The organism is Planifilum fimeticola, assembly GCF_003001905.1.
Lineage (GTDB): Bacteria > Bacillota > Bacilli > Thermoactinomycetales > DSM-44946 > Planifilum > Planifilum fimeticola.
The window spans coordinates 1-17,159 of sequence record NZ_PVNE01000032.1; the positions used below are offsets into that span (position 1 = coordinate 1).

The window sequence follows — 17,159 nt, forward strand, 5'->3', positions numbered from 1 at the left end:
TGGGTTCGTCCTGAACATATAAAAACCTTCCTTCGGAATTGTTTTATTCCGAATTCAACAAAAAAGGCTGTTGACCCTTCTTTGTCAACAGCCTCAGCGCTCTCCCAAGAGAGAGCGCCAGGCTATCAAGCAAGTGACAGGCGAGGCGATTTTTCGCGTCAGCTCCGCAGAGGCGAGCCGCACGACGAATCCAAATCGTTGCTTCGCTTTCCGGGCTTCGGTTTGTCAGCGGTCTCGCGCCCTCCTTCGGGAGGACGTCCCCAGCTTCAGTTGACCCTTCGCTCCCGTCCCTGCCAATACTTCTCCCGGAGCTTGAACTTCTGCAGCTTTCCGGTGGCGGTGCGGGGGAGGGAGTCGACGAACTCCACCGATTTGGGCGCCTTGAAATGGGCCATGCGGTCGCGGCAGAACCGGATCAATTCCTCTTCGGTGAGGGAGGCTCCCTCCTTCAACACCACCAGGGCCTTCGGCACCTCCCCCCACTTGTCGTCCGGCACGCCGATCACCGCCGCCTCCAGGACGGAGGGATGTTGGTAGATCACCCCTTCCACCTCGGTGGAGGAGATGTTTTCCCCGCCGGAGATGATCATATCCTTCAGGCGGTCCAGGATTTCGATATACCCGTCGGGGTGGACCACCGCCAGATCCCCCGTGTGGAACCAGCCGTTCCGGATCGCCTTGGCCGTCTCCTCCGGCTGCTTGTAATATCCCTTCATCACCACATTGCCGCGGGTGACGATTTCACCGATCTCCTTTCCGTTCCACTCCACCTCCTTCTCCTCGTCCTCCAGCCGCACCACCTTCGTCTCGCCGTTGAAGGCCAGCTCGATCCCCTGGCGCGCCTTGATCTTGGCCTGCTCTTCGGGGGAAAGCTTCTCCTTCTCCCGGGTCCACTCGCAGTACAGGATAAAGGGCGACACCTCCGTCAGCCCGTACACGTGCATCATTTCCAGCCCCAGCAATTTCTGGGCCCTCTCGATCAGCGCCGCCGGCGGCGGAGAGCCGGCCGTCGCCATCCTCCTTTTGAAGGAGGTGTTCACCCGATCGATCCCCTTGGCGTTGACCAGCATGTTCACCACCGTCGGGGCGCCGCAAAGAAGGGTGATCCCCTCCTCATCGAAGATCTTCAGAATCCGCTCCGGATCCACCTTCCGCAGACAGACGTGCGTCGCCCCCGCAGCGGTGATCGCCCAGATTCCTCCCCAGCCGTTGGCGTGAAACATGGGCAGGGTGTGCAGATAGACGTCATCGTGCTCCACCCGGAGATGGTACAGGAAATCCGCCGCATTCACCCAGTTGTTCCGATGGGTCAACATGACGCCCTTGGGGCGGGAGGTGGTGCCGCTGGTGTAGTTGATCGTCAGGGTGTCGTTTTCGTCCAGTTCCACCGCCGGCGGTGCTTCATCCCCCGCTCCGCTCAGGAACGCTTCATATTCCGTGAAGGAAAGGGAGGTCTCAAAACCGTCCCCGGAATTGGCCACCACGATCAGCCCGATTTGGGGAATCCGATCCCGGATCGCCTCGACCGGGACGACATATTCCGCATCGACGATCAGGGCCTTGCTGTCGCTGTGGTTGAGGATGTAGGCGATGTCATCGGCGGACAGCCGATAGTTCACCGGAACGGCCACCGCGCCGATCTGTCCGATGCCGTTCCAACATCTGATGGGTGTTGGTCATGATCAGGGCCACGTGGTCTCCCTTGCCGATCCCGGCCGAAAGGAGAGCGTTGGAGAGGCGGTTCACCCGCTCGTCAAACTGCTTGTAGGTCAATCGCTTCTCTCCGTCGATCACGGCCACCTTTTCCGGATAATACTTCACGGCTCTGCGCTTCCAATCCAGCGGGGTCAAAGGGGTGATCAAAAGAAACACGCTCCTTCCGGAATTGAATATTTTGTAAATTCCGATTACAAAGTGAAGCCTCCGGCGGTACTACTCTACAATTCTATTTTATACGGGAGTTTTCCGGGGCTCAATACTGCGCCGGGTTCGAAAAAGCGCACAAAAAAACCGCCTGCAAGCGGCGGGCGAAAAAATATCCGCACCTCGTCAGGATTGCCCGTCCTTCAGCCCCTTGGACAGGGCCTTGGCAAAGGAGAGCATGAAACGGATCCCTTCCCGAACCTCCGGATCCGACATCGAACGAAGGAGCCGGAAAAGAGAAGGGGAATCGCCGGCTCCCCGCAGTTCCTCGCGCGCCGACTCGACGGCCGTCAGGATTCCGTGCGCCAGCTCCGGAAATCCCTTCTGCACCAGGTCGTCTGCCGCTTCCACCGCCTTCCCCGCCTTCTCCGCCGCAGCCGCCGCCATCGGACCGGTCCAGGTGCTCCTCAGCCGGGCCAAAAGCTCCGCCAGTTCGGCCAGGGCGCTCAGCGCCCCGCTTTCCTCCAGCCGTTGCACAAGGTCCAAGACCCGGTGCAGGCTGTCGCTCGCTTCGGGCAGCCGGCGCAGAAGGGTCAGGGTTTCGGGCTGCAGGATGTCATCGAGCAGCTCCAGGGCGACAGCCCCCCTCTCGGCCAACCGGCCGACCATCTCCAGGGTCATCGACCGGAGGGCATCCTCTTCCCAGTCCCCTGCCCGGTCCCTTTTCCAAGTGATGTCTCCCATTTCTCCGCCCCCTCACAGGATTGCGCGGACATTCAGCCAGTACGCCGGCCCCTGCATGCCCTTGAACCACCGCAAAACTTCGGAGCTGGAAACGGATTTCGGAAAGCGGCTGTAATCAAAGGCGATGAAACCGGCATCCCGGAAGCTGTTTCCCAAAAAGAAGGCCCCTTTTCCGTCATAGACGGAAGTCTCCGGCAATCCCTTCAGCCGGCTGACCAAGTTTTGCACCAGGACCTCGCTCTGATAATAAGCCGAGCCGCCTTTCGGGAGCGGAAGATTGGTCGCATCCCCGAGGACGTAAACCCGGTCGTCGCCTTCCATCTTCAACGTGAGGCGGTCGGTGGGGACAAACCCCCTTTCGTCGCCGAGCCCGGAATCCGCGACGACGGGCGCTCCCCGATGGGCGGGAACGGCGACCAGCACATCGAAGGGATGCTCCTCTCCATCCGCGGTGAACACCCTTTTCCGAAGCGGATCCACCTTTTCCAGCCGGAAGAAGGGCTGATGGACGATGCCGCGCTGCTCAAATTGGGACAGGGCCCAATCGGCCACCGGTTGCATCCGGTGGAGCCGGCCGTCAGAATAGGCGTATTTCAGCCGGATCCCTTCCCGGATTCCCCGCCTCCTGAGATAATCGTCCAGCATCAAGGCGAATTCCAGGGGAGCTCCCGGCCCCTTGTGGGGCTGATCCACCGCGATGAGAATCCGTCCCTTTTTCACGGAAGCCAGCGCATCCCTCAGCCGCAGGGCACCTTCCAGGCTATAAAAATGGCGGGCGCTCTCCTTCAGCCCGGGGACACCGTCGAAATCCGGGCGGGACCCCGTGGCGATGACCAGGTAATCGTATGGATACTCCGTCGTCCGGGATTGCACGCAGCGTCGGTCCGGCCGGATTCTCTTGATCTCGTCGAAAACCAGCGTCACTCCCCGATGGACCAGGCTCTTTTCCTCCCGGACAATCTGTTCCGGAAATTTTTCGTTAAACACGACGGACAAAAAACCCGGCTGGTACAGATGCTGCTCGGAACGGGTGATCAACAGAATTTCCAACTCCCCGGACCGGATCGAATCCGTCAGCCGCCGCGCAAGCCGGTTGGCGACCATGGTGCCGGCCGCGCCTCCGCCGAGAACGACGATCCGCTTGCCCATGAATTCCTTTCCCTCCCCCCTGATGCCCTAATTCCTCCCAATTCCATTGTACCTCGTAAGGTTCCCGTCATTTTTGAAGTCCGTGGCAATCCATTGACGGAAACGGGAAGAAAAACGGACAAATAAAAAAAGACGCGGCCCTTGACCTGCCGCGCTTCTTCCGCCGCATAGCCTCAAAGTTTCCCGCCCTTGGCGTACGAATACAGTCGATACCCCCCGTCCAGGTTTTTCACCCGAAAACCGTTTTCCATGAGGATCCGGGACGCCAAATATCCGCGCAAGCCCACCGCGCACATCACACCAATCGTTTTGTCCTTCGGAAGCTCCCCCAACCGATCGCGCAGTTCATCCAGGGGGAGGTGAACGGCCCCGTCGATCCCCCCGCCTTCCACCTCCCGCGGCGTGCGCACATCGAGAAGGATGCCTCCGGAAGCGAGGTGGTCATCCAGCTCGTTCCACTGAAGGACCTCCACCAGCCGATCGAGGATGTTTGTCGCCGCATAACCGGCGATATTGACGGGATCCTTCGCAGAGGAAAAGGGAGGGGCATAGGCCAGTTCCAGGTCCGGCAGGTCCCGGACCGTGAGTCCCCCCTTGATCGCCGTTGCGATCACGTCGATTCGTTTGTCGACCCCCTCTTCTCCGACGGCCTGGGCGCCGAAGATCCTGCCCGTCTCCCGGTCAAAGATCAGTTTCAGCGCCAGCGGTGACGCGTTGGGATAATAGGCCGCGTGGCTGGATGGAAAGACGTGGACCGCTTCATGGGGGATCCCGAGCCGCTTCAGGGTTTTTTCGTTGTTGCCCGTCGCCGCGACGGTCAGCCCGAAAAGCTTCACGATGGCGGTGCCGAGGGTTCCCGCGTAATACACGTCAAAGCCGTGTATGATATCGGCCACCAGCCGTCCCTGCCTGTTGGCCGGCCAGGCGAGGGGGACATGGGTCGGAAATCCGTGAACATAGTCTTTCACTTCGACGGCATCCCCGATGGCATAGATGTCGGGATCGGAAGTCTGCAGGCGCGGATTCACCCGGATGGCGCCGCGGACTCCCAGCTCGAGGCCGGCCTTCCGGGCCAGCTCGTTTTCCGGTTGCACCCCGACCGCCAGGATGATCATGTCGGCTTCCAGGGTTTCTCCGCTGTGGAGGACAAGGCGTCGTCCCCCCTTTTCCAGGGCCTTCAGCCCGTCCTCCAGGTGCAGGCGGATGCCGCACTCCTTCAAATAAGCGTGAACCATGGCGGCCATCTCGCGGTCCAATGGCGGCAGCACCTGATCCGCCATCTCCACCAGCGACGCCTTCACGCCGCGCTCGACCAGATTCTCCGCCATCTCGAGACCCACAAACCCGCCGCCGATGATTGCGGCACTTGTCGGTTTTTCCCTCTCGACATAGGCTTTGATCCGGTCCGCGTCGGGAATGGTGCGAAGGGCAAACGCGGCCTTCGCCTGATCCATTCCCTCGATCGGCGGCAGGATCGGCCTGGCGCCGGGGGACAAGATCAACGTGTCGTAGGATTCTTCGTATTCCTCTCCCGTGCGGAGATCTCTCGCAGACACCGTTTTCCGCTCCCGGTGGATGGCCGTCACTTCGGTCAACATGCGAAGGTCGATCCGGAAACGCTTCGACATCCCTGAAGCGGTTTGAAGCAAGAGCCGATCCCGGTCCCGGATGACGCCGCCGACGTAATAGGGCAGGCCGCAGTTCGCAAAGGAAATGTGCTCCCCTCTTTCAAACAGGACGATCCGATACCGTTCGCTCAACCGGCGCAGGCGGGCCGCGGCCGTCGCGCCTCCCGCCACGCCGCCGACAATGACGATCTTTCGCATCGGTTCCCCTCCACCCCTTTTGACAAATCTTCATGCCCCTGAGCACCTGTTCGAGCGCTCACTTCGCTTTTTCCGAGGAACACGTTCGAATTCCGCACAAGGAATACAGGGGACACCGGCTCACCGCCGCCGTCAACAGCGGAACCAGGCCGAGCAGACCCAGCCACTTGAGGTTCCCTTCCGCAAACACCGGCAGGGACAGGAGAGCCAGGCCGATGATGACCCGAATCCAGCGATCGACACGCCCCACATTTTTGTCCATGCGCATTCACTCCCTCAACAGGAATAGCATACCCCCTACCCTATATGTTGAAGGCCGGCTTCACCCGTGTCAATCGGTGTCACCGTTTCTCAAAAGAGCTGTCACGCGATTTCATCAAAGCCTTCACAAAAAATCCCCAAAAAGAAAAAAGGCCGATGTGATCGGCCTCTCAAGTTTGGACAAAGCGCCGGGAAGAGGCGATTCCTTCGCCGAGCGCCCCCTCTCCAAACCGCCTTCCCGCTCCGGGTATGCGTTTTTCGTAGTCTCTGCCCGCAGTCATCCGCCTTTATTTCAACCGCTCCGCCGGGACCAGCACCCGCCCGTCCTTGATTCTCAGCAAGCCGCGGGCGGTCAGACGGACCTGCGGCAAATGGGTGGAGGAGAGGAACAAGAACGTATAAATCGGATCGTAGAAGGGGTGGCCGAAGGCCTTCAGCTCCCGGGTCAGCTGTTCCGTCAGGAATATCAGCTCGTCCACCGGCCGCTCGCTCATTCCACCGCCGATCGGCAGGGGAAGGTTGAAGCGCTCCTCGTCTCCCTGGATCCAGACGATCCCTCCCCCCTGTTCCAGCGCCCGGTTGGCGGCCTGGGCCATGGCGTCGGGCCTTTGCCCCAACACCAGCAGATCTCCGGAACCGTTGTAGGTGGAGGCCAGACCGTCGATTCCCCTGCCGAAGCCCCGCAGGACGCCCCGGGTGATCCAGGCGCCGTCCCGGTCGACCAGATGGGCCAACAGGCGATCATCCTCCGGCGAAAGCTGAACCCGCCCCCCTCGGACGGGCAGGGACTCCTCGGTGACCCGCGTGATCACCGGGTTGAGCAGTTGAATCACCGGGTAAGACCCGCCGGATGGGAGGGAGAGGGCAAAGTGATCCGCATCGGCCCGCCAGGAGAAGGAGGTGACGAGCTCTCCGTACCGGCTCCAGTCCATCCGGGGCAGGGGGATGAGCAGCTTGCCCTCTTCGGCGACGATCCGACCGCCGGCGATCACCTGCACCGGCGTCGGCTGGTCCAGGCCGGAGAGCACGTTGATGTCGGCCACCCGTCCCGGGGCGATCCCTCCCAGATGCTCATCCAGCCGGTAATAGACGGCGGGGTTGATGGTCACCATCCGGTACGCCTCCACCGGGTCGCATCCCGCTTCCAGGGCCGTCTTGATCAGGTAATCAACGAAGCCGTGGCGCAGGTAGGCCGGCGTCGGACCGTCGGTCGTCATCATCAGCCGGTGCCAGGGGACGTTATCCTTTTTCAACAGACCTTCCAGAAGGATCGGCAGGTCGGGGCGGAGAGAACTGTGGCGAAGGGTGGTCATGTAGCCGAGCCGCAGGCGATCCCACACCTCTTCCGGAGTAATCGGCTCGTGGTCTCCCGTCACCCCCGCCGCCGCCAGCCGGGCCAGGGTCTTGTACGAAGATCCCGGAGCGTGTCCTTCCACCCGCTTTCCCAACCCGCGAAGCTCTTCGATCCAGCGCACCATCCGCTCATCCCCCGCCAGCAGGGAGGGCCAGGCGGTCAGCTCCCCGCCCTGCAACACCCGCGGGTGGGATAGCAGATCCCGCACCCGTTCATGGGAGAACAATTCGTCTTCATTGGGCAACGTGGCCTGGGAATCGAACCGGGCCCACCAAAACAGATGGACCGGCAAACGGGCGAGATCGTCCGCCAGGGAAAGGAATTCCTCCGTCGCCATTCGGCTGAACAGAAACAGATTATCGCAGATCAGCACCGTCGTTCCGAGGGGCAGCACCTTTTCCGTCAACGTGACCGGATGATACAGTTGAAAAGGATGGGCGTGGGGCTCGATGTACCCCGGGACCAACACCCGATCCGTCACATCGACGATGCGGGTGCGATCGCCCGGCCCGATTTTCGCCTCCTCCAGGGAACCCACGTAGGCGATCCGGCCCGCGGCGATCGCCACATCCACCTCCTCCAGCCGGCCGGTATACACGTTGAGCACCCGTCCCCCGGTCAACAGGAGATCGGGGTCAGCCCTTCCCGAGGCGACGTCGATGATCCGGGACAAAACGCCGGAATTCTGCAGCATCATTTGCGCGTCTCCTCCTCCCTGGACGGTTGGGTGTGCCATCGAGCCTGCGTTGCATAATGGCACGGATCAAACAGATACTAACCTGAGAAAAAAGATGTTCCCATTCCGAAAAGCGATTTCCGCTCACCGACAATCGGCCGGAATCCGGATCGGAAGAAATCTTTGATGCTCGCAAAGGAGGGGTTTTCATGCGTAAAAACGTCGGCACGTGGGATGCCATCATGCGCATCACCATCGGTCTGGTCGGTCTCGCCTGGAGCACCGCCCGGATGGCTCGCCATCCTAACCGGGGATTTCCGATCTTGGTGGCGATGCTCTCGGGAATGAAGGTGGCCGAGGGAATCACCCGCTTTTGTCCCATGCTCCACCTGTTGGGAGCGCGGACGAATCATTCCGACCAGCACGGGACCATCGATGAGGCGGAGGAAACCACCGCCCATCACCCGGCCCATTGAGGAAGGATCGCGATGGACCCGGGACCGATCATCAGCGAAATTTTGACGGATTACGGCTTTGTCATCCTGATGGGAATCGGCGCACTGGTCGTCCTCGGCCTGGTCGCCGACCGCTTCCGCCGGCGACAACCGCGATGAGGCCCTGAAAGGGCCCTTTTTCGTAAGCATCATTTACGTCACGAGCCCTCGGCAGGCAAAAGGTCGAGGTAATAAAACCGACCGTCTCGCAGCACCTTTTCGCCCTCGATGAAGGGGACGGCCTCCCGGAAGACGGGGCCGTCGTAACAAAAGGTGTGAAATTCCCCCTTCTCGGCGCACCAATCCACGGTGCCGGGGAGGTCCCTCAACAGGGAGGCATCGTATTCCCTGCCGCAGAAGGAACCGTCCAGCTGCTCGGTGTCGACGCAGACGACGACCGCGCGAAACCCGTCGTCGATCAATCGCTCCGCCAGCTCCCGGGCGGGGACGCCCCAGAGGGGAAAGATGGATCCGAGGCCGACGGAGGCGTTCAACCGCTCCCGATACTCCCGGATGTCCTCCAGGTAGAGATCCCCGAAGGCGACCTGTTCAATTCCCTGCTTTTTGTACCCGGCAAGCATTTCCGCCATGCGGTTCTCGTAATCCCGGCCGTCCCCGCCCGCCTCCAGCCAGACGATGTCGAGGGGCAAGCCGAGGGACGCCGCCTGCCGCCGCAACAGTTCGATCCGAACGCCGTGCATGGATGTCCGCCGGTAATCCCGGGTGGCCGTGGTGAGCAGGCGGACCACCTGCCAGTCGGGATCTTGGTTCAGGACATGAAGGGCATAGGTGCAGTCCTTGCCTCCGCTAAAAGACATGACGACGGGTCGAGCCATGCATGTCCCACCTTTTTCTCAAGGTCACCCTTGGGTCACCGAGGGTGCCTCGTTTTTATCCGCTCCCCGGTTGCCCGCCGGGCACCCGGATGTAGAAATGGAGATCCTGCCCCTGTTGTTCCGGTTCACCCAACAGCTCGTACCCGTGTTTAACCACCTCTTCGGGCACGCTGCGGAAGGACTGCGGGCAGTCGGCGATCACCAACAACACTTCTCCGGGTTTCATCTGATTTAGCGCATCCAGCGCGTGAATTACCGGATAGGGTCACGGCTCCCCGCGGATATCCAGGAGAAAATCCACCAAATCCTCTTTGCGATCGCTCATCTTCCCGCACCTCCCTTATTGATGTTTTCCGGCCGCCTTGCCCGGAACCAGGCGGGGTTTTTCCACCTGGAGTCCCCGGCCGAACCGATAAAACTTCTCCCACCAGGAGGCGAGGAGGAACCAACAGAGCAACATCGCCAAGGTTCCGAACAGCGCCCCCCAGGAGCCCCACTCCTCAAGCAGGTTGATCGGCGCAAATCCCTTCGTCAACGCGTCGTACAGGCCCAGGTGGTCCCAGGCGTAGGCCAAAAACGTCGCCCCTGCGATGTTGCCCGCTCCCACCACCCAGAAGAGCACCTGTCCCTCCATGGCGCGGTACATCCAGCCCGTTTCGCAGCCGCCGGCGAGAACGATGCCCAGTCCGAACAGAAGCCCGCCCAGCGCCGTGCTGGGGGCGGCCACTTTGATGATCGGCGCCATCCCGGACTGGATGAGCCAAAAGGTCAGCACCACCGACAGCATCATCCCCACGGCCAGGGCCTTGGTCATCACGGCGCGCCCGCTGACCCAGAGGTCCCGAAAGGCGGAGGTGAAGCAGATCTGCCCCCGCTCGATCAGGATCCCGAAGCCGGCTCCGAACAGGGCGGCCACGGCCAGCAGCGGTTTCCCCGCAAGGAGGTAGTGGACGACAATGGCGGCGAAGACGATCAACACCAGCAACCCCAGCACGGGCTGCCATGTCCTCCGCGACGCCTTCTTCCCTGGCAGGGCGCTTTTTCCCGCCGAAACGCGCTTCAGATTGGGCTTTCCCCTCCACCAGGAGGTCTGCACCACTTTGACGCCGAGGTAGGTCCCCGCCGCCGTAAACACCATGAAGATCCACGAATGGAAGGAAAACTGCGGTACACCGGTGAAAAAGGCCGCCAGGTTGCAGCCCAGCGCCATCCTCGCTCCGAACCCCGCGATCGCTCCGCCGATGAACCCCTGCACGAGGCGGCGCTTCAACTGCGGAACGCGAAGCTTGAAATGATTGCCCAACAAGACGGTGATCAGCGCACCGAACAACATGCCGAAAACGATCCAGCCGTCGGTGCGCATCCAGGGAATTCCCTCCATCTTCACCATCTCAAAATAGGCCCAGCGGGAAATGTCCACCCCCATCCCCTCCAGCAGGTGGCCGCCGAAGCGCGTAAACTCGCCGGTCACCGCCCAGACGGTGCCGGTGGCGCCGAAATAGAGGGCGCTCAACACCCCCGCCAGGCCGACAGCCAGATACGGGTTCCAATAAGTGCCGAACAATTTGTGGTAAAGGCCCTTTGGCATCCTCTCCCTCCTTGCCAGCGAAGTGTCGATCATGAACTTTCATTCGATCCAATCGGAAAAAGGAATCTGGATTCATTTTAACAAATGCACTCCGAACCCGACAGTGGGCCCGGAGGGCTTCCGACTACTCGACGATCAGGTTTTTCGTGGCAATCGCGGACAGACCGGGTTTTTCGGCATAAATGGTCAAATGGTAGACGCCGGGCTGGTGAAACGTCTTCTTCACCAGATACTTGCCCTTGGCCACGGATTTGGCCTCGACCCGCTCTGTATGATCCCCTTCTTCATGTTGAATGCCGATTTCCACCTTTGCTTCATCGACAGGGCGATCCTTCGCGGTGACGTAGACAACCAGTTCAGCCTTTTGATGGGTTTTCGCCGGATGGGGAGTCGATTCCACCCGCAGGGACAACCCGGTATGCTCCTCGGCGGCGTCTCCGCCTGCCGTGCAGGCACTGACGGACACACACACCGTGATCAGCAAGATCAAGCGACACACATGAGCGATCCTGGAACCAAGGCCTTTTCGTATCATGCATCACGCTCCTTATCGGCAAAAAAACCGGCCCATCACCCATCATGGTACCAAACTGGGGTGCATCCCCCTTTCGTCCCCCATAACGAAACCTTGGGTGACGGTTTTAATCAATGGGTGTGCAACTCTTCGGTGTGTCCCACTCCGTTAAACCAGGAGCAGTTCCAGCGGCCATCCGCCTTTTTTTCCCAATTGCAATAGGCGGCATAGCTTTTATCCTTTTCCTCGGTCATTACGTGGTTGATCGATTCAATCACGCAATATTCACTCATCCTGTACCTGTTGAAAAGCCAGGAGTTCATGTTGTACAACATTCCCAGCGCGATGGACCTGGAACAATCCGAACCGTTGGCGGGAAAACGCCCGGTATCCGAGGTCCACTCCTCCTCGGCGTTGGGATCAAAAGGTTTCTTGCCTTCGGGAGATTCGTGGGAGCTGGCCTTGTTGCAGCTGACGACGTTTTTCTCTTCGTCGGACAGGATATGCATCTTACCTGCCCCCGTGCCGACAGCCGTGCCTTTTTCCAATTTGGGGTAGGTGGTAATCTCTTGCGTATGAACGTCCTCTTTCCCCGAATGCATGGCTTGATGCATCCGATCGATATTGGATTGGAATTCCTGATCATAGATCTGCAGATCGATATCCATGCGGGGGTGGCCGCGCTTCACCACCACATCCATCTCGCGAACTGTTTTACCGTCTTTGCTGATGCGCAGCTTTTGCTCGCCCAACGGCACTTGGGGAATGGTAAATTTCCCGTTGTGCCTTGTGGTGGCTTTCCGCCCGCCGATTTCGATCTGCAGGTCGGTGAGCGGAATCTGCAGCTTTGCCGAACCATCGGTCCGCTCCTCGAACCACTTATCCGCGCTCATTTTGTCCAGCTTTTTCAAGGCCTTTTTCAACCTTTGCTTCTCTTTTCCTTTGGCCTTTTCCATCTCGGTCTCCAAATCTTTTTTGGCCAGCGCGAGGGTTTCATCAATCCACTCCTTGGCTCCCTGGACATTTTCCTCATCAAATTCAATTGTCGTTGTCAAAGTTCCATTGATCGCGGTTTTTGCATCCGCATGGGCCCGTGTGATTCCCATCGCGCTCATGGACAAAACCATTGCCGCTAAAACCAAAACTTTTAGCCATTTTCCCACGAATCTCTCAGCCTCCTAAAGGGGAGAATTTTTGTACTTTTGAATCGTATCATGGAAATTATTGTCTTGTAAACAGCTGGCATTTATTATAGAAATAAGAAGAGCACATCACTTGGGAGAGAATAATGATGCCCAAAAGATACATCCCAGTTCTGTTACTCGCTTCACTGCTGTGGATCGCCGGCTGCTCTCCGTTGCCGGAGGTTCCCCTTGACGGGCGGACGTTTCTTTACAACCGCGCCGAGTACAACCTGCACCCCCAATTGGAAGTAAAAGAAGAGGCGACCGGGAAAGCGGTCGCCGAAACGGATTCAGGGGACGCCATTCAGACCATCAAAGGATTGCCTCAAGACCGATGGCTGGCCATTCGCAACGGCCATACCAACCGATGTTCGGTGTACACGGAAAAAAGCATCGGCGAGATCAGCCTGGAGGAATTTGCCCCGACAAAGATGATCCTGCTTGAGTACACCCCGGAGGAAAAGAAACTCGCCACGATCCGGGACGAAGGAAAAATCGGCCGTCTGGTCCGGGTGATGTCGGAACAACCCCCGGCGAAATTGCCGGAAAAGCTCAAACCTGCCCACGTCCAATACATTCACTTGACATCCGACAAGTACCAGCCGGTTGTGTACGTGCTTCGTTACGAAACATATCCCGGCGGAAAACGCTATCTGATCGGAAAAAAGGTTGTCGAACTGGATGAAAACTTCCCGGACATTCTTCAATGAATCGGAATGACATGTGAGAACGGGTCGGTGAATACATCTTGTGGACCTTCCAGGACCTGCTCTCCAGGGCTTAGAAAGAACCCTCGCCGTTCTCGCCAAGGATGAACTAATGAAGAAGAAGTGCTTCAACCCCCTGCTCCCCACGGATCAGATGGTCTGCGAATCGCTCATTTACTCCTGGAAAAAGTACCACCAACTGAATCGGTATACCCTACGAAGGCCGCCATGGCCCTCTCGAGAGTGGTGCCCTTCCTCCCTTCCCCGTGCACCAATCCGATCCGATAACCCCCGAGCCGGGCGATGCGCTTCTCCCCCAATCGCCGGCGAATCTCCGGGGGATCGCAATTTCCGGCCACCCCGTACACCGGCGCATATGCTTCCAATTCCTCGATGACCGACTCATCCACCCAGTCGCCGGCGTGCAGGATGGCGTCCGCCCGCTCGAGCCCCCGGATCAACGCCGAAGGCAAGCGCTTCGCCCGCTTGGGAATGTGCGTGTCGGAAACGATCACCACGCGCAAAAAAATCACCTCACAAAAACCGCTTCCCTGAAACTTGTATTCCGTCGCCTTATTCAGGTTTCGCCGGCCCCCATTGCAGGGAATCAAACCGCGGCGACGCCCGGAGAATATCAACTTCCCATCATCATTTCATGGAAATCTCAATCCTTTTGGATTCGCCGTGCCAGCGAGCAGCATCCAGGTTATAAACTTTTCCGGTTGTCAGCCGAACGGATCGGACGTTCCCGGGTTTTCGATCCAAAACAAACCGGATGACCTGATAGTTTTTCTTCCCTTTCCCCTCCAACCTGTGATCGGCATAACTTCGGAATTGCCGCCCGGTTGCCTGTCCGCCGCCGGACAGGACGAGGGACTGAAAAGGAGCCGGTTCCAGCCGGAGGGTGTCATCCCCCGAATTTTCAATGGAATACTCGATTTGAACAATATATGCGGTTTTATTCCCCTTCCAACCAAACGCCTTCAGATCTTCCCGAAACGGAAGGGTGATGTCAGTCACTTTGAAGATTTTGATCCTATCCAGATTGATTTTCAGGGAAGACAGATGGACCTCCTCAAAGGGATGAGCGATGTACAGGAGCTCAAAGGTGCCGAACCCGTTGATCTTCGTGATCTGTCCGGGACGAATCAACGGCTCGCTCGGGTGAATTTCTTTTTTCTTCCGGGGCTCGGGTCGATTCCCGATTTCGATCGATTGTTTTGGAAGCATCTGCGGCGTCATCGGTTCTACCTGAGAACATCCGAGAAGTGCAAAGATCAGGACAACGGAGAGGGGCAGGATCCAACCTTTCTTCATCCGATCACCTCAAGACGGGGTTCTTAACAAGGATTGTGACACATCAGGAATCCCGTGACAATCAAAGGAAAACAAGGAAATGAAGTCCCTGGCTGGTTGTGCCGCGTTGGAAGGAATACCGACCCTGTCGTCATAAAGATGAAATACCCAGACGTCGGGGTTGCAAACGGGCAGAGAAAAACCATTCAAAATCCCCGAGATCCGGATAAACCAATCCCATCCTTCCATCAAAAAAAGAAAAATCGGCGGCGAAACTGATAACGAACGGAAAAGATGTGATTAAAGTGTCGTCGCAACCGGTCAGTCAAAGTTAAACAACGTGGATAGCGGCAAAAAACCCGAGATCGGGAAAAACACCCGCAAAGATCAAAAAGGACAGCAAAAAAGGGAATCCCTCCGGGTGGAATTCCCTTTCACGTCATCTGTTCCGCATAAAAAAGCCCCTTTAAAAATAATTGCTGGTGATTCCCCCGTCGATGGTGATGATGGCACCGTTGGTCCAGTCGGACTCGTCGGAGGCGAGATAGACGGCGCAGTAGACGATGTCCTCCGGCCGTCCGAAGCGGCCGCTGGGCTGTCGGCTGAGGCGAAGGTTGCGGGCCTCCTCGTCCCGGAGGAGCCACTCGGTGAGCAGAGGGGTCTCGATCGGCCCCGGACAGATGGCGTTGGAGCGGATGCCCTTGGGCCGAAACTGGATGGCCAGGGATTTGGTCAGGGAAACGACGGCTCCCTTGGAGGCCGTGTAGGCGTCCTGGGGCACGCTGCAGCCGACGAAGGCGACGAAGGAAGCGATATTGATGATGGAGCCCTTTCCCTGTTCGATCATGGCCGGAATCACATATTTGCAGGTGAGGAAGATCCCACGCACGTTGACGGCCATCACCCGGTCCCACACCTCGACGGAGGTGTCGATCACCGAGTGATCCTCCTCGGGCATGATCCCCGCGTTGTTGTACAGGACATCCAGGTGTCCGAACCGCCGGCGGGCCTCCTCGACGGCGGTTCGGACGCTGGCCTCATCGGAAACGTCGCAGGGAAAAAAGGCGGCCTCGCCTCCGGCGCGGGTGATCGCTTCCGCGACGGAGCGCCCCGCGGTCTCCTTCAGCTCAAACACCGCCACCTTGGCCCCCTCGGCGGCGAATATCTCCGCGGCCCGCTTCCCCATGCCGCTTCCGGCACCGGTGATGATGCAGACCTTATCCTTCAAGCGCATGAATGCTTCCCTCCAATCCCCGGTTAGATCCGCTCAAAATACCGCTGCTTTTCCCAATCGGTGACCGTTTGGTCATAAACCCGCTGCTCCACCCGGGCGGCGTTCAGATAATGATCGGACACCGTCTCGCCGAAGGCCTTTCTGACGAAGGCGCTGCCCGCAAAGGCTTCGATCGCCTCGGCCAGGGATGTGGGCAGGGATTCGGACCCCGGCCGGGCGTAACCGTTGCCGTCGCAGGGCTCCTCCAACTCGTAACCGTTTACGATCCCCTCCAGGCCGGAGGCGATCATCGCCGCGTAGGCCAGATAGGGGTTGGTATCCGCTCCGGGGAAGCGGTTCTCGATGCGCAGGCTCTCCCCGCTGCCCACGATCCGCAGACCGCAGGTCCGGTTGTCCCAGCCCCACACGATGTGGGTGGGCGCCCAGCTTTCCGTGATGTACCGCTTGTAGGAATTGACGTTGGGAGCGAACAGAAGCGCCGTTTCGCGCATGTGGCGCATCACGCCGGCGAGGAAGCGGCGCATCGTCTTCGACATGCCCCCCTCCTCCGCCGGATCGTAAAAGGCGTTCCGCCCGGTTTTCCTGTCCCGAAGGCTCAGGTGGATGTGACAGCTGGACCCGGTCCAGGAATGATCGGGTTTGGCCATGAAGGTGACCGACACGCTGCTTTGGATGGCCATCTCCTTCATCCCGTGCTTCAGCAAGACGTGCCTGTCGGCGGATTCCAGCGCGTCGGCATAGCGCACGTTGATCTCGTGCTGGGCGATGCCGGCCTCGCCCTTGGTGCATTCGATGGGGATGTCCGCCCGGGAAAACTGCTCCCGGAACAGCCGGTACAGCCCTTCGTTGCGCATCCCCTGGAGCAGATGATAATCCTCGTTGTAATGTCCTCCCAGTTCCAGCCCGGCATACCCCTTCCGGAACGCCTCCTCGTAGGAATCCCGCACCAGGTAAAACTCCAGCTCGCTGGCCATCATCACCTCGAAGTCCATCGCCGCCGCCCGCCCCACCTGCCGCTTCAGCACCGATCGCGGGGCGACCGACACCGGTTTCCCCCCCTCATCCACTACATCCGCCAATACGCAGGCGGTCTTCTCCAGCCACGGAATCACCCGAAGGGTATTCCAGTCCGGTTTAGCCGTCCAGTCGCCGTAACCCTTTTCCCAGCCGACGACGGAAAATCCCTGGGGGGTGGTCATCTCCATGTCGGTGCCCAGGAGGTAGTCGCAAAAATGACTTCCCTCATCGGCGATGCGCAGGAAATGCTCACCGGTGAACCGCTTTCCCATCAACCGCCCCTGCATGTCGCAAAACCCGACGGCGACGGTATCCACCTCTCCCGCTTCAATCAGCTCCTTCAGCCGGTCCAGCGTCACCTTCCCGGCTTCCGCCATGCTCCCTCCTCCTTCGCAGTGGGTTCATCGCTTTTCCCG

17 protein-coding genes and 1 pseudogene are annotated in these 17,159 nt (G+C 59.3%); 3 read left to right on the forward strand and 15 right to left on the reverse strand.

Annotated elements, in window-relative coordinates; translation table 11 throughout:
• Window positions 1-266: 266 nt before the first annotated feature.
• The 6 genes and pseudogenes from CLV97_RS15570 to CLV97_RS15595 all read right to left on the reverse strand — a co-directional run bounded on the left by CLV97_RS15570 (window position 267) and on the right by CLV97_RS15595 (window position 7,894).
• A pseudogene (locus CLV97_RS15570) lies at window positions 267-1,863 on the reverse strand (long-chain-fatty-acid--CoA ligase).
• 186 nt (window positions 1,864-2,049) lie between these two features.
• A complete protein-coding gene (locus CLV97_RS15575) occupies window positions 2,050-2,607 on the reverse strand; it encodes a DUF1641 domain-containing protein (RefSeq protein WP_106346455.1) in 558 nt (185 codons plus the stop codon).
• 12 nt (window positions 2,608-2,619) lie between these two features.
• Window positions 2,620-3,756: an NAD(P)/FAD-dependent oxidoreductase gene (locus CLV97_RS15580; RefSeq protein ID WP_106346456.1), complete on the reverse strand. Its 1,137-nt coding sequence runs from the start codon at window positions 3,754-3,756 to the stop codon at window positions 2,620-2,622.
• 173 nt (window positions 3,757-3,929) lie between these two features.
• Window positions 3,930-5,582 carry an FAD-dependent oxidoreductase gene (locus CLV97_RS15585; protein WP_106346457.1) on the reverse strand — a complete coding sequence of 551 codons (1,653 nt, stop codon included), beginning with the start codon at window positions 5,580-5,582 and terminating at the stop codon, window positions 3,930-3,932.
• Window positions 5,583-5,640: 58 nt separating this feature from the next.
• The gene (locus CLV97_RS15590; protein WP_106346487.1) at window positions 5,641-5,844 is read right to left on the reverse strand and encodes a YgaP family membrane protein; all 204 of its coding nucleotides are present in this window, start codon (window positions 5,842-5,844) and stop codon (window positions 5,641-5,643) included.
• Between the two features lie 286 nt (window positions 5,845-6,130).
• Complete coding sequence (locus tag CLV97_RS15595) at window positions 6,131-7,894, reverse strand: adenine deaminase C-terminal domain-containing protein (RefSeq protein ID WP_170070570.1); 1,764 nt, start codon at window positions 7,892-7,894, stop codon at window positions 6,131-6,133.
• A 188-nt stretch (window positions 7,895-8,082) separates the two neighbouring features.
• On the opposite strand from CLV97_RS15595, the gene CLV97_RS15600 reads away from it, so the two are divergent.
• A complete protein-coding gene (locus CLV97_RS15600; RefSeq protein ID WP_106346459.1) occupies window positions 8,083-8,349 on the forward strand; it encodes a YgaP family membrane protein in 267 nt (88 codons plus the stop codon).
• A 12-nt stretch (window positions 8,350-8,361) separates the two neighbouring features.
• Window positions 8,362-8,487, forward strand: coding sequence for an EYxxD motif small membrane protein (locus tag CLV97_RS18825; protein ID WP_281257621.1), 126 nt, complete (start codon window positions 8,362-8,364; stop codon window positions 8,485-8,487).
• Between the two features lie 38 nt (window positions 8,488-8,525).
• Here the strand turns inward: CLV97_RS18825 and CLV97_RS15605 are convergent, their stop codons facing one another.
• The 5 genes from CLV97_RS15605 to CLV97_RS15625 form a co-directional block, all read right to left on the reverse strand.
• The gene (locus CLV97_RS15605; protein WP_106346460.1) at window positions 8,526-9,203 is read right to left on the reverse strand and encodes a Dph6-related ATP pyrophosphatase; all 678 of its coding nucleotides are present in this window, start codon (window positions 9,201-9,203) and stop codon (window positions 8,526-8,528) included.
• A 55-nt stretch (window positions 9,204-9,258) separates the two neighbouring features.
• The gene (locus CLV97_RS18660; RefSeq protein WP_281257622.1) at window positions 9,259-9,456 is read right to left on the reverse strand and encodes a sulfurtransferase TusA family protein; all 198 of its coding nucleotides are present in this window, start codon (window positions 9,454-9,456) and stop codon (window positions 9,259-9,261) included.
• Window positions 9,457-9,543: 87 nt separating this feature from the next.
• The gene (gene yedE / locus CLV97_RS15615; protein WP_106346461.1) at window positions 9,544-10,791 is read right to left on the reverse strand and encodes a selenium metabolism membrane protein YedE/FdhT; all 1,248 of its coding nucleotides are present in this window, start codon (window positions 10,789-10,791) and stop codon (window positions 9,544-9,546) included.
• A 124-nt stretch (window positions 10,792-10,915) separates the two neighbouring features.
• Window positions 10,916-11,326: a FixH family protein gene (locus CLV97_RS15620; protein WP_106346462.1), complete on the reverse strand. Its 411-nt coding sequence runs from the start codon at window positions 11,324-11,326 to the stop codon at window positions 10,916-10,918.
• Window positions 11,327-11,436: 110 nt separating this feature from the next.
• On the reverse strand, window positions 11,437-12,468 hold the full coding sequence (locus tag CLV97_RS15625; RefSeq protein ID WP_106346463.1) for a carboxypeptidase-like regulatory domain-containing protein: 1,032 nt from the start codon (window positions 12,466-12,468) through the stop codon (window positions 11,437-11,439).
• A gap of 128 nt (window positions 12,469-12,596) precedes the next feature.
• Between CLV97_RS15625 and CLV97_RS15630 the strand changes: the two genes are divergently transcribed.
• On the forward strand, window positions 12,597-13,199 hold the full coding sequence (locus tag CLV97_RS15630; protein WP_106346464.1) for a hypothetical protein: 603 nt from the start codon (window positions 12,597-12,599) through the stop codon (window positions 13,197-13,199).
• A gap of 167 nt (window positions 13,200-13,366) precedes the next feature.
• Here the strand turns inward: CLV97_RS15630 and CLV97_RS15635 are convergent, their stop codons facing one another.
• The 4 genes from CLV97_RS15635 to CLV97_RS15650 form a co-directional block, all read right to left on the reverse strand.
• Window positions 13,367-13,714, reverse strand: coding sequence for a metallophosphoesterase family protein (locus CLV97_RS15635; RefSeq protein ID WP_245891644.1), 348 nt, complete (start codon window positions 13,712-13,714; stop codon window positions 13,367-13,369).
• Between the two features lie 130 nt (window positions 13,715-13,844).
• Window positions 13,845-14,513: a hypothetical protein gene (locus tag CLV97_RS15640; protein WP_106346465.1), complete on the reverse strand. Its 669-nt coding sequence runs from the start codon at window positions 14,511-14,513 to the stop codon at window positions 13,845-13,847.
• A gap of 445 nt (window positions 14,514-14,958) precedes the next feature.
• Window positions 14,959-15,726, reverse strand: a complete 768-nt coding sequence (locus tag CLV97_RS15645; RefSeq protein ID WP_106346466.1) for an SDR family NAD(P)-dependent oxidoreductase — start codon at window positions 15,724-15,726, stop codon at window positions 14,959-14,961.
• A gap of 23 nt (window positions 15,727-15,749) precedes the next feature.
• Window positions 15,750-17,120, reverse strand: coding sequence for a glutamine synthetase family protein (locus CLV97_RS15650; RefSeq protein WP_106346467.1), 1,371 nt, complete (start codon window positions 17,118-17,120; stop codon window positions 15,750-15,752).
• Window positions 17,121-17,159: the final 39 nt, after the last annotated feature.

Coding starts and splice junctions, on each gene's coding strand:
- CLV97_RS15590 (WP_106346487.1), bottom strand. CDS start 5,844: ATGGACAAAAATGTGGGGCGTGTCGATCGCTGGATTCGGGTCATCATC.
- CLV97_RS15580 (WP_106346456.1), bottom strand. CDS start 3,756: ATGGGCAAGCGGATCGTCGTTCTCGGCGGAGGCGCGGCCGGCACCATG.
- yedE (WP_106346461.1), bottom strand. CDS start 10,791: ATGCCAAAGGGCCTTTACCACAAATTGTTCGGCACTTATTGGAACCCG.
- CLV97_RS15575 (WP_106346455.1), bottom strand. CDS start 2,607: ATGGGAGACATCACTTGGAAAAGGGACCGGGCAGGGGACTGGGAAGAG.
- CLV97_RS15600 (WP_106346459.1), top strand. CDS start 8,083: ATGCGTAAAAACGTCGGCACGTGGGATGCCATCATGCGCATCACCATC.
- CLV97_RS15605 (WP_106346460.1), bottom strand. CDS start 9,203: ATGGCTCGACCCGTCGTCATGTCTTTTAGCGGAGGCAAGGACTGCACC.
- CLV97_RS15640 (WP_106346465.1), bottom strand. CDS start 14,513: ATGAAGAAAGGTTGGATCCTGCCCCTCTCCGTTGTCCTGATCTTTGCA.
- CLV97_RS15620 (WP_106346462.1), bottom strand. CDS start 11,326: ATGATACGAAAAGGCCTTGGTTCCAGGATCGCTCATGTGTGTCGCTTG.
- CLV97_RS15650 (WP_106346467.1), bottom strand. CDS start 17,120: ATGGCGGAAGCCGGGAAGGTGACGCTGGACCGGCTGAAGGAGCTGATT.
- CLV97_RS15595 (WP_170070570.1), bottom strand. CDS start 7,894: ATGATGCTGCAGAATTCCGGCGTTTTGTCCCGGATCATCGACGTCGCC.
- CLV97_RS18825 (WP_281257621.1), top strand. CDS start 8,362: ATGGACCCGGGACCGATCATCAGCGAAATTTTGACGGATTACGGCTTT.
- CLV97_RS15645 (WP_106346466.1), bottom strand. CDS start 15,726: ATGCGCTTGAAGGATAAGGTCTGCATCATCACCGGTGCCGGAAGCGGC.
- CLV97_RS15585 (WP_106346457.1), bottom strand. CDS start 5,582: ATGCGAAAGATCGTCATTGTCGGCGGCGTGGCGGGAGGCGCGACGGCC.
- CLV97_RS15630 (WP_106346464.1), top strand. CDS start 12,597: ATGCCCAAAAGATACATCCCAGTTCTGTTACTCGCTTCACTGCTGTGG.